7 protein-coding genes and 2 pseudogenes are annotated in these 13,441 nt (G+C 29.7%); 2 read left to right on the top strand and 7 right to left on the bottom strand.

Going from position 1 to position 13,441, the window contains the following annotated elements; genetic code table 11:
• Positions 1-186 (top strand): transposase (locus tag ACRRVB_RS00375; RefSeq protein ID WP_432446213.1); only part of this gene is annotated, 186 nt, incomplete at its 5' end.
• 77 nt (positions 187-263) lie between these two features.
• On the opposite strand, the pseudogene ACRRVB_RS00370 reads toward ACRRVB_RS00375, so the two are convergent.
• Positions 264-770 (bottom strand): annotated as a pseudogene (locus tag ACRRVB_RS00370) (Rpn family recombination-promoting nuclease/putative transposase); the annotation flags it as partial.
• A 106-nt stretch (positions 771-876) separates the two neighbouring features.
• Between ACRRVB_RS00370 and ACRRVB_RS00365 the strand changes: the two are divergent.
• Positions 877-1,902: an IS5-like element ISCca7 family transposase gene (locus ACRRVB_RS00365; RefSeq protein ID WP_432466030.1), complete on the top strand. Its 1,026-nt coding sequence runs from the start codon at positions 877-879 to the stop codon at positions 1,900-1,902.
• A 107-nt stretch (positions 1,903-2,009) separates the two neighbouring features.
• On the opposite strand, the gene ACRRVB_RS00360 is transcribed toward ACRRVB_RS00365, so the two are convergent.
• The 6 genes and pseudogenes from ACRRVB_RS00360 to ACRRVB_RS00335 all read right to left on the bottom strand — a co-directional run.
• Complete coding sequence (locus tag ACRRVB_RS00360) at positions 2,010-2,441, bottom strand: Rpn family recombination-promoting nuclease/putative transposase (RefSeq protein WP_432466048.1); 432 nt, start codon at positions 2,439-2,441, stop codon at positions 2,010-2,012.
• Between the two features lie 167 nt (positions 2,442-2,608).
• Complete coding sequence (ltrA, locus tag ACRRVB_RS00355) at positions 2,609-4,105, bottom strand: group II intron reverse transcriptase/maturase (protein WP_432466047.1); 1,497 nt, start codon at positions 4,103-4,105, stop codon at positions 2,609-2,611.
• Between the two features lie 894 nt (positions 4,106-4,999).
• Complete coding sequence (locus tag ACRRVB_RS00350) at positions 5,000-7,921, bottom strand: hypothetical protein (RefSeq protein ID WP_432466046.1); 2,922 nt, start codon at positions 7,919-7,921, stop codon at positions 5,000-5,002.
• Positions 7,922-8,314: 393 nt separating this feature from the next.
• The gene (locus ACRRVB_RS00345) at positions 8,315-11,776 is read right to left on the bottom strand and encodes a hypothetical protein (protein WP_432466045.1); all 3,462 of its coding nucleotides are present in this window, start codon (positions 11,774-11,776) and stop codon (positions 8,315-8,317) included.
• A 772-nt stretch (positions 11,777-12,548) separates the two neighbouring features.
• A complete protein-coding gene (locus tag ACRRVB_RS00340) occupies positions 12,549-12,884 on the bottom strand; it encodes a recombinase family protein (RefSeq protein WP_490036316.1) in 336 nt (111 codons plus the stop codon).
• A gap of 324 nt (positions 12,885-13,208) precedes the next feature.
• Positions 13,209-13,441, bottom strand: a pseudogene (locus tag ACRRVB_RS00335) (Tn3 family transposase); the annotation flags it as partial.

Raw genomic sequence — 13,441 nt, 5'->3', positions numbered from 1 at the left:
GAATCTGTAAATAGCCAATTCCGTAGAGTTACTAAAAATAAAAGAGTATTTCCTAACGATATAGCTGTTTTTAAAACCTTATATTTAACTATTAACTACATGACCAAAAAGTGGACCATGCCTATTCATAATTGGAGTGAGGCTATAGCACATTTTTTAATTAAATTTGAAAAGAGAATTCAATAAAACATAAAAATATTTTACACACTTAATTGGACAGAGCCTACCTGTTTTTTAGATCCGATCATTTATTTCTATATAATCTATACAATAGACTGAATATCAGTAATAGATAAACCAGTAAGAATAGTAATCTCTTCCGTAGAGTAACCTTTTAGAAGCATAGCCTTAGCTATAGAAAGAGCTTTCTCTTTTCCTCCCTCTTGTCTACCCTCTTTTCTCCCTTTATGTTCTGCTTCTTTTCTATATTTTTCTATTGTATTGGCTTCTATTCTTAACCATTTTAAGTGATCTTCATAAGCCATTCTCTCTTCATCGGTGAAGTTTAGGGTATCTAAAACATGCAACGCCTTTTTCAGGGTGTGGATGGCTAATGGTTCTGGTAAGTTATCTTTATTGAGTAAATCATTACGGGTAAGAAAGGCCGTCCAAATGTCTAAAGAGGTTTTGATCTTCTTTAATAAACTATTTAGATCTTCATCTGGATCTTTACTGAACTTAGTCAGCTCTACAGTGTGTAATTCTAGATCCCTAAAGTAGGGTAATCCAGTCTCTTTTTCTGTGATACGAAATACATTATGAGACCGTTGCAATAGGTTTTTAGATTTTAGTATAAAAAAGTAATTGTTAATTTTATTAAAAGCTTAACTTGTAATTATTGTTTAGGTTTTGTAATAAAAATTTTATGATATTATTATGTCAATCAAAGTGAGCGGTCAGTTAAGTTTATCAGATATATCAGCTAGTCGTCGTAAATGCAAGCATACCTTTTTTGATCAAATCAATAATCTGATTAACTGGTCATTAGTAGAAAAAGAACTGCGTATTTATTATCCTAAAGGTTTACGTTTATCAGGCAAGCCTGCTTATAGTCCCCTTCTTTTGTTTAAAATGCTATTGCTTGAGCAGTGGTATGGGTTGAGCGATTACCAAGTCGAAGAGGAAGTAAATGATCGTATTACTTTTAGCAGGTTTTGTGGTATATCGATGGATAATTCCGTACCAGATCATAGTGTATTAAGCAGATTTAGGACTGCTCTTACAGAAAAGAAAGCTTTAGATAGATTGTTAAAAATCATAAATGATCAACTATCTAACCATGGTGTTCTGGTTCAGCATGGTGCAGTTATTGACGCCTCTATCACCCCTACTCCTAGACGTCCCAAAGGTAAAAAGAGCTATGATTTGCGTGAGGATGGTACTATATCGGTATCTCATAGTTATCAAAAAGGGGTAGATCCAGAAGCTAGTTGGACCAAAAAAGGTCATAATCTTTACTATGGGTATAAACGACATGTCCTTATAGAAAGTAAAGAAGGTTTAGTTCTGGCAGTCACGACTACAAAAGCATCTAGTCATGATGGTGCCCATTTACCTATATTATTGGATAAAGTATCTCTAAAAGCAGGAAGCAGGCTCTATGGAGATAAAGGCTATAGCGGTTTGCCCAACGAAACTTTACTAAAAAACAAGAAATTAAAATCAGCTATTCAAAAGAAAGGTAATAGAAATCATCCCTTATCACCTGCTGCTAAACGGTTTAATAAATTGGTATCTAAGACGCGCTATAAAGTAGAAAGAGTATTTGGAAGTATTAAGAGGTGGTTCCGTAGTTCAGGAGCTAGGTATATAGGCCTTGATAAAACCCATACGCAACATGTTATGGAATCTATAGCCTATAATTTATATAGAGCTCCAAATATCATTTTAAAGGGTTTTTAGGGGGATGGTATATCTAAAATATACAAATATTAACTTGAAAATCAATAAATAATGAAATTTATGCATCCTTAACCATAAAAACTACAAAAAATACAACTACAACCTTATCAAAAATTATAATAACTATCTATAACAACGGTCTCATTATGATAATTAGGATTATCTGTTATAGATACAAAATTAAGAATATGGATACCTAGTGCTTTATTTAAAGTAGCATAGTCCTGAGAACCCTTTAATTGATCTGTATACAACTTGGCCCAGTAGTATAAGGCATGTTTATCATAGTCTGATTCATCAGTAATTTGTATTTCTATATTAAACCTTTTTCCTGTTTCACTTAAGGCTTTAATATCTAGTATAGACAGTTTATCGCTCCTAAAATTTTTGGGGTTATAAGGATTTAATAGCGTAACATCTACTACTTGATCTTCTTTTGAAACTGTGGCATTGATTAGAGCAATCAATAGATCTTTATTTTCCTCTACCCCAAATATTTTTTTGTAGAGTAAGGGGCTACGGAATGGTATAATTAACATAACATTATGACATTAAGATTGATAACATTCTAAACCCCTCCTCGTGGAACTGAACGTGAACCTTTCGGTTCATTCAGCTCGAGCCATCTAAAGTACTTCCTATAAGCACCGGCAACTAGCTCTGATATAATATTTTTAGTTTCATCTACCATCATTAACTCTATATACTATTCAGCGTTAGGATAACGCTCTTTAAAGTAAGCGAACCACTCCCTACAAAATGGATTAGCTGCTGCTCTTATTTTTATCTGTCTACGAATCGGAAGGCTGGTTGCATTAAATAATTCTTTAATTACCAGTTTACCTTCTTTTATAGTCTTGGATAAGAAACACCAACTGCGTGTGCCTTTTGTCTTAAAGTATTTCTCTTTAATCCAATAAAGCCCTTTGTTAGGATGCCTCCTTTTCGACCATCTCCATAGCATTTTAAAAATTTCGTGGTCTACCTTCTCAAAGACTTTCCTTGCACATACTTTATGGTGATAATATGCCCATCCTCTAATTAGGGGATTGAGTAGATCTATCAGATAACCTTGGGTTTGCGCTTGGTTTTTCTTGATTGTCTGACGCACTCTATCCAGCAGCCTCTTAATACCATCTTTAGATGGTTTAATGATTATACTTGCACCATATTTACGCACATTTTGGCTGAGAAAATCAAAGCCAGACCTTACATGCGTTATTTTTGTTTTCTTAGATGCGAGATTTAACCCTCTTGTTTCTAAAAATTCCTTCAATAACGGTAAGACTTGAATTTCTAATATTTCTTTAGATTTTCCTGTGATTACAAGGTCATCTGCATAACGTATCAAGTAGACTCCACTTTTCTTGCGTGGTTTGTCTCCTTTCTTACCAAATTGCTTCGATATAATAGCTTCTATTCCATCAAGCGTCATATTAGCAAGTGTAGGGGATATGATACCACCTTGTGGAGTACCCCATTTCGTAGAGCAAAACATTTGTTTTTCAATATAACCAGATTTTAACCACTTTTCTAATATCCTTGTTTCCATAGGAATATTATTTAGTAGCCAGTTGTGGTCAATTTCATCAAAACACTTCCTGACATCCACTTCTAAAATCCATTCTGCACGATTCTTTCCAGCCAAAGTTTTAAATATTTGGCTCATAGCATCAGCCGTAGAGCGACCAACTCTAAATCCATATGAGTGGTTATCACCTGTAGTTTCTGCTACTGGTGCTAGTCCCATGAGATGTAACGCTTGCATCGCTCTGTCTTTCATGGTTGGTATGCCAAGTGGCCTGCTACTCCCATCTGATTTAGGAATATATATGCGCCTTAATGGTTTAGGCCTATAACCTATATGCTTTAATTCAGTAATAGCTTCACATTTTGAACTTAAGGATTGCCACAGCTGACCATCTACTCCAGCTGTACATTTCCCTCTGTTGGTTGTAACGCGTTGTACTGCTAAAGCTTTACCACTAAAGCTACGAGTTAAGATGTGTTGTAGAGCTTTTACTTTATTCCATCTTTTCGATTGTGTTGCCTGAACAATACGAGTTTGTAGCCTTCTAATGTTTTTAGCACATTGTTGCCAATTAATTTGACGCCAACTGGTTATTTCATTGAAAGATGCACTTACAATTTTATTTGTAATCATTTGCTTTCCTTTCTTCAAAGGTTCTATAAACGCTCTCATCCAAGATGACCAAGTGGAAGTGGGCTCTTTTTCAAACCAAGTAACGTTTAAACTTGTATCTTATTCATTACAAACAAGCATTCGCTTTTTCCACTATCCCATGCCCGCACACCGAAAAACATTGCTTGAAAGACGATATACGGGTTTTCCATGTTCCACCAATTAAACAATAATGCGGGTTAGGATTGATCTATACACCGATGACTGTTTCGTTTGCGTATCAGAAGCATTCAATCTGATAACCTAGTCATACACCTTTTGGTTCAAGCCTATCAGTGTCTTTGGCTTGCTACGACCTTACGATGTTTACAATCATTCGCGTCTGCTATCCATACCGCACACCCTAGCTCCCATACCGATTGACACTACCAGTATCTTGTCTTCCTCACGGATTCTTCTTTCTCCCTAATGGGTGGGATTCATTGTCCTAAACGCTTTACGTAAAGCATTACTGCTGGTACGTAGTTTAGTAGGGTACAAGTGGCAAAACACTTGGTTCAGTCAGAGTTAAATCCGCTAAACAATTCAATTGATGACCTCATGTCACACGAAGGCTAAATCTACTTTCGGCGTAATTTTATCCATAAACAATTTCTATCTACTTCTTTCTAATCAAACTTATATAATATAATCAGACGCTACAATATACATACTTTTTATACTATTTAGTATGCTTATTTTATCTGATATATTTCAAGTGTAGATCTCTTTAGATATCTAAAATTATTCTACACCTATGTTTTCTTATGTTACCAGGATAGGGTATATAATATATTTATTTCATCATTAGATAATATAGAGAGCCGTGCCATACTTTGTATAATTGAAAACGATCGTTATAAGATATACAAATTCAATAACAGTAAGATTAGATTTAATCTAATTCAATCGGTTTTAACCACAATTCTGCAAATTTGATGTCGAATTAGGATTGATCGATATAGGTTCTCTACTTGGAGTAAAATTATCGTTTGTATTGTTGTTACTACAAAATTGTACGTTATTACCTATATCTGAGGATGACATGGAATAAGATAGATGTCTATTAGCTACACCTTTTTCATTAGGTTGTTGATTATCAGTTTTATGAGAAGTTTCTTGTTGCTCATTATTAGCTTGCTTAGAATTTTCTTGTTGAAATTCTTTTTGTTTACAATTAATATTATAAATATTTTCTTCTAGATCTTTTGGTAGAGAATCAATTCTTTCATTAACGATTTCAAATCCTCCATTTTCATTAATATATTTTTGACTTGATTTTAATATTTCTCTAAACTCTTCCAAATCTAATTTGGCATGTTTGATACTATTCTCAATGATTTTAATTTCTTCTTTTTTAAATCCTGATTTTTCTGGAATTAATTTATTATACAAAGTTTCTAGATTATTTATTAATTCTGTTATTTTTTTAATACTATCTTTCCATTCATTTTTCTGATCAGTAGTAATTTCTACTTCCACCTTTTTATCAGAAGACTCTGAACTGAATAACCTCTTAAAATTAGTTACTTTTTTCCATATTAACGCTCCTGATTTTATAGGATTAGTTGCTGATTTGCATAGTAATACTACTAATTTATCAATACGAAGGGCCTGAATTAACATTAAGTTAGAATTTATAGTTTCTAACATATGAGTAGGAGGTATATTATCTACCGGTATAACTGTATTCGTATGATCTCCTTCACAATACATAGCTGGGCGGCCATTATAATTTAGACGATGACAATTTTTGGAACTATAATTATCACCTCCTATAGAATAACTTTTAGGTTGTATACAATTAGATCTTTGATGAATATTACTAAAAACTTCAGCTTTAACATTAGGGGATGTACAAGTCATACCATCTGTACTATATTCTTGATTGGTAGCATCCCAAACGTAGGGTATACAATTTATATTTTGACTTTCACTACTAGATCGTTGAGATGAATACGCGTAGTCATCCTTAGGAATTTCATAACTATGTTGTGATCCTGTATTATTTAAATAAGGATTAGTATTGGTACCTGATCTTGGTATATGATAGTCAGTATCAGGTGCAGGAGGTATCATCTTTTCAGTAGGGTTAGAGCTAAAATCGTTTATATCTAGTGACGGTATATTTTTTAATACATTCTGATTATCTATTAATGATAAATAATTCTTTTCTATACTATTTATATTCGTATATGAATCATTATATTGGTTTTTATCTGAGGCTGATCTGAATGATTCATGTAGAGATTCTGTAGTTATACTTGCTCTATATGTACTTCTATGATTATCTGATAGACTTAGTTCTTCTTGATTAATATTATTGGTATCCTTACTAAACCAGTCTGTGATTTTTCCTATCGGGTTTGTAAATTGGAATGCACTAAAACTAGTACGGAATATATTAGCAATATAGTTTATAGGTGAACTATACATATTACTATTGGCGCTATTGGTAACAGGTTGTGTTGCCTGATCATTTTCTAAGTTGTAGTCATCTATACTTCTAGGTCCTCTATAAGGTGTTGCTTCTGTTTCTGATCTATAATATTCATCATCAGGTACTATTTCATACAATGAAAAATATTTATCTAAATTATCATTACATATATCTGGTAAGTTCGATCTCACATCTGAACCATGTCCTTCTAATTCAATATTAATTGCTTCATATTTATATTTATCTAATAGTGTATAATTGCATTGATTATAATTATCACCAATACTTACATTCTGCCATTCAGTATATGGACTAATCATAGGATTATGATTTTTAAGTTTCTCAGATACTTTGTTCATATAACGTAAACCATCTTGACTAGGAAATAAACCAGATATAAGCTTTATAGGGTTATGTATGATTGTATATAATCTATTATCACATCTAATATAGGAAATACCTGGATGGGTCATCCCTACTTTACAATACTTTAACGATTCATCTAATGAACTTTGTATAGAAGTATTTACTGCTTTAAAATAAATTCTTGCTTGGTTAAATTTAACTGCGTTTGTCGAAATACCTTTTTTTATATCCGCTATCATGGTAACTTTTTCGCCTGATAATATTTTTAGTACCATATCTTTATTTTCAGGATGGGGCCATCTATAGAATGGAGGTGCATGGTTACTTTTACTACTAAATGATGTAGTGTGTATATATTCATCCATATTATCATTAATCGTATGTTCATATGAACGAGTTTCTGAACTCCAAAATTGTATTTTATCAGTGACAATAGAAATGGTATTAGTAAGACTATTATTTAGATTGATATAATCAATATCATATGTTGCATTAACATATGATTCATTATTCTTACGACCTCTTTCATTAATTAATACTGGCAATAGATCTGCGAATGGAAACGTAAGCTGTAAATATCCATTTAGAGCACTTTTATATTTCGCTAATACAATATTAGATTGAAATATAATTTTTAAATCATTAATATCACTATTTAATTTTGGATCTTTTATATCGACACTACCATAATGCATTTTTGAAATAATATTTACCAACATCTCGTTTTCAGAATAATGGTCTATAAGATCATATAACTTCATTATACTATCAATAGAGTTCTCTAACTGATCTACATAATAGATTAAATCTTCTTCTAAAGAAAAATCACGAGCTATCTTTTTTATTATATGACGCAAGTCAATTACCATACTTTTGAGTTTCCATTTATGTATTTGATTAGGAATAAGTGATGAATCAGATAGAAGACCTGTCTTATTTGTGATATAATCATCTAGATTCATTAATGTAGGAAGAATGATATTGTAAACATTATTTTTATATAATTCTATACTTCTTATATCATCATCCATATAGTCGATATTAATATTGAGCATACTAAGTTTAGATTCATCGTGTTTTATTTCCTCATAGTCTTCAAAAAATGTTGTAATGAATGCTACACCATTGATGATATAGTTTATTTTATTTAAATCCTTATTTAATTCATCATAATAATTATTTTTTTGTTTTTTTTCTAAATCCTTCTTTTTACTATTTAATATTTCAAGTAAATTAGTTTTAAATTCATATAATTTACTACAATATATAATATTTAAAACATTTTTTGTTTTTTTGAATTCATAAAATTCGGAATTTATATTTTTTATTTCTTTTTTAAGGTCTTTTAAATTACTATTATTTACCTTATTTAAATGTTCTTTTAATTCTTTTTTTGTATAAATTAATGCTGATTCAATAGAATTTTATAACGTGTTATATACTTTTTCTACGCCACTAAGAATGTTTATATTGGTAATATTTTTATTGGTAATATTTTTATTGGTAACATAAATATCATAAAATACATAAGATATAGTTATTCCTAAGTAAAAGGGTAATCCATTCGATGGATTTAAAATAAATAAAAATTCAGATAAAAACTGTATAATGCTAAAATTTTCTTTTTTTATTATTATATTTTTTACTATATTAAAATGCAATCTTAACCTATGTTTATCATTACTAGTTTTATCTTTCAAATTATTTGCTTCATTAATTAATAACTTCATATCATTATCTATCTGATTTAATTTTTTATTCACATTAGGTATAAAATTTTTATAAATTAATTCTTTTATTTGATTGTTTTTAACAAGTATATTACTTTTATAGTTCTCTTTATTTATTATTATTATGGACTCTATATTATTAAATTTTTTTATTTTCTCTAGTTGATTTATTAGTAAGGATCTGTATTTATCCGAATCTAGTACTAAACTATTTAGCAAACCACTATTAATAAAGTATATTCTACTTAAGATGGTTATAGATAATTGGATCAATGCGATTTTATCGTCTTCCGATATGGCATACTGTATAGGATCATTTTGACGTTGGATGACTGTATCCAATACAGATTCATACATCCACAAAAAAGAATTTTTAGTACATAATCTATAATACTGTTTTTCTATCTCTATCAATTGACTCACTAACCCTCGTGTATCATATAAGTCCATAACAGATTGATGATTAAATAATTTTTTAAGAAAATCGATTGAATCTGTCTTTTCTATATTATTCTCGTCAACTAAATCTTCCAATGAGTGAATTGCATATTCATTTAGTATATCAGAATAGTATTGAACTGGAACTGTTTCTGGGTCTAGCATATTTTTATCATTACCTCCATCTCGACCTGGTTCACCGCGATCTTTTACAGATTTTCCTGAAATTTTTTCCCAATATGAATAACATAAATCATCATAATCATGACTTTTTACTTGTACATAATTTAATAAGATTGTATCTCCATTTTTTCCACCTTTTCCATCTTCCCCTTGTATCCCAGAATAATTATGTACTACAAATTCAGGAATACTACTACCTAAACTAATCAGATTAATTTTTCCACCTTTTCCACCTTTTCCACCATCATATCCTTTTGTACCATTGTCTCCATAAACATTATATTTGAAAGATTGTATTTTTTTACATGAACTAAAATAATACTCTGAATCTATATAAGATATATTTGATCCTATTGTATAGGTTCTATTATTTTTAGATAAAATTTTATCTCCTATATCGCAATCTTCTTTAGTATAATAATATATTTCATCTGTATAATAATATAATGTGCTATTACCAGCTTTGTTACGAAGCTTTACGTTTTTACCATCTGGATCACAATAAATATTACGTACTAGAAAATTTTTAGTACGTTTTGTGAATTTATATTCCTCTCCATTACTACCATCTTTCCCATCGTTTCCTCTTCCCCCTTTACCACCATTAGCAGAAATAGTAAGATTTTTAGCATTAATAAACACTTCTCCAATACCTAAAAAATTTACAGCAGAAATACCAGGTAATCCAGGTGCACCATCTTTTTCTCTTGAAAAGAAGACTGAAAATCCAAAATTTTCTTCTCGATTTAAACCATCTAATGTAATTGTTTTATTACCTATAATTTCCCATGTTGGTGCGATAATAGACAGCTGCATTTCATCGCCTGTGTAATAAAAATCACAATCGATAAATACCTTATTTAATGAAAATACTTCTATAGGTTTAAGTATAGGTTTAAAATCTGAAGTATACATAATGAATTCAAAATCACTCAGCTTCACATAGGAACCTTTTATAACTAATTTATTTTTACTATTATCACATGTAGTCTTATGTTGTAATGTATAAGATAGGATCTTTTTGAGGAAACTAAGTTTTACTCGATTGAACGTTATATTTTTAGGATTATATTCTTCTACCCTAGTATAACTTTTATCGTAGGGAAGTAATAATATTTCTATATTATTAATAACTGTATCAAGTGATTCCTTACCAACTATATACTGATCTATTGAATGTATAAGACCATTAGAAGAATTGGTATATTGAGTAATATCTTTCTGAATATCATAACTTGAAAAAAGATCTTTTAGTTTAATTAAATAATCATATGATTGTACTTGATCATTAAAATATTTAACTAAATCTAATAATCTATTAATCAAATCTAATGGCTCAGGCTCATTAATAGGATCTTTACGATACGTTTTATAATAATCATTATTTATATAATTTATAATCTCTTCATAAATCATATAATGATTAATCAATCTAAAATTATGAGTTATAGGAATATCTAAATTACCCATAATGATATTAAGATTTTGCGTAAAATGATTAGAATCCATTCCTCCTTGATCTAATTTTTCTATTATGTTTTTAAATGATTCATATGCCTCTTTTAATTTCTTATGGTAGGGTCCTATATCACTATTTTTTTCTTCTTGATCATCTACATATTGTTTTATATATATTACAATATTTTCTATGAGAGAAGATATAGTCTGACGTATTTTATTTAGCATGTTAGTTGGATCTGTATTATTTAAAACAATCCAATCAGAATTCAATATTAGTACCGTATCAGGCTTCTTAAGAAGAATTATATTCTTATACTCTTTATCATCTTTTTCTGAAAAATGATTATACAAATTTTCTATATGGGTTATATTCAATACTGGTTTTTTATTTTCTTCTAATTCCTTTTTATGTTTTTGAAAAATATAAGTAAGATTTTTTATCACATCTTCCTGAGAAGTACAGTTTTTATGCGAATTATTGAATGTCATCACACTCATAAGAGAACGATCTGAAAAATTATTTATATCAATGTCCGGTAGAAACAGCAACACATGCGCAAAAAAAGATGCAAAAGTTTCTTCTCTTATCTCATCGCAATTAAATAGGAAAACTATTTTCGCGTTATCATAATATTTAACTAATGCATGTACTAAATGACTACAATATAAGTGTCTGGTATCATTAACATTAGCTAGTAAACTACAAGAACGGTATATTATCATAGATTCAGGATCTATTATTACTGAAGGAAAAATATCCGATACATGACTAAAATTACTTGCTAATAATGTATTATTATTCTGTATGCTTTCATCTGATTTAAAAGTATTTACCTTTACTAATAATAGTAAATCATCCGATCTAACATCTTTTAAATTATATGATCTATAAATTGGACTATATTGGGGTTCTTTTAATATTTTACTACTCCACCAATTACTCAAACGGTCTATCCATGGTCTAGAAGAGCTATTTGTAGGATTATTTTTCATAGTAACAAAATTTAAATGATCAATGATAAGATTCAACTTTAACCGTTTAGTAGATATAACTTCCTTATCAGACCATTCCAATAGAAAAATACAAAGAATATTTTGCCCATTATTGCATATATTTTCAGTAAAATAATGGATCTTTATGTCTTTTATAGGACACAAAACAACAACTATGTAGACATTTTCTTGTTTTTAGTAAGTCCTACTTTTCTATTGCAAAGGTATACTTATATAGTTTTAGAATTATATAGTACTACCAAATAGATAGTCTATCTTCTGTATTTACCTTATTGACTTATTATTTAATGATTAAACAGGGGGAAAAATGGTGAAGTACTGTACTGATTTCTAAGTTATTTTTTGCGGTACGGTAATTTTATTTTATAAAAAATAATTATTAAAGTCAATACTTTTTCAATTATTTCTTGTATATTATTTTAATATTGATTATAAGTGTTTTATTTAAACTTTTTATTCCTTTCTATCTTACTTTGAATAATAGAGTTAGTTGGGGTCAGGTCAGGAAACGGAAAATAAAGCACGCTAAAGATTTTTTATTGTTCTCATGGGCCTAAATTTTCCTTTACCGATCTTGAAAGTGCTACGCCAAATATAATTACCTGTTAGATTAATATGCTCCCATCTTAGTGGCGATAAGTATTGATAAAGTGTATCATCTATTCTTTGTTCTTTATAACGTAGGGGTGTTTTGAATAAAAGAACGGTTTGTCTGATTTTGATTCAAAATCTCTTGTTACACAATGCATTCAGAATCAAAAACAATTTCATTTTCTCTTATCAATTTTTCTATAATCATTTGAATATCAACTATATTGTTTTAATATAAAATTTATAATTTTCTATTGAACAATTTTCTCTTGTTAATGTATGTATTAAGTGAAATATGGTTTTTATAATTCAATAAATTAGCAATTCGTCTAACCGATACACCTAAACTAAGTAATTCGATAATTTTATCTTTATCACCATCAAACTTACTTTTTTGAATGGTTCCTTTGGGTTTACCTAGTTTAATCCCATTTGCTTTTTTTGAGGCTAAGGCTTCCTTAGTTCTTAAACTGATAAAATCTCGCTCAAGTTCCCCAAACAAAGAAAATAAGGTAACCATCACTTTTGAATTAAGATCATAACGATTAAAATCTAGGTTCTGCTTTATGATGATAATACGTACTTGTTGGGGTCAACTTGGATATGGGAAATTATTGTACTTTAATCTAGTTTATTTTCTATTCTATAAATATTATTTAATTGATTATAAACAAAAAATATATTTAATAATTTTTACTGGGTTGCCAATAAATAAGAAAAGAACTATTATAAAAATGTTGTTCATTAGTTAAAATAAATTTGGTTTATTAAAATTGATAGAGTAATAAAATACATTTGATCCTCAAATAAATTTTATAAAATAATTATAGTTGAATAATGGTTAATATTTCATATAAAAAACAGAAACAATGTCTACCGTACAATAATTTCCCATATCCAAGTTGACCCCTTTTTGTACACGTCGACGCAATTCTGGATTTCGAAACCAGTTCAGCATGAATAATGTTCTTTCTATTCTCCCGATTTCTCTGAGAGCTTTTGCCAGACCGTTCTGTTTTGGATAACTGGCCAACTTCTTGAGCATTAGGGATGCAGTAACTGTCCCCTGGCTGATCGAGGTGGCTAGACGAAGCACATCAGACCAGTTTGATTCGATATCTTTCAGATTCAGGT

Source organism: Candidatus Cardinium hertigii (assembly GCF_050864855.1).
GTDB classification, from domain to species: Bacteria; Bacteroidota; Bacteroidia; order Cytophagales; family Amoebophilaceae; genus Cardinium; species Cardinium hertigii_C.
Note: the sequence above shows the minus strand (reverse complement) of the source record. Positions and strands in the feature narration are given on the sequence as shown.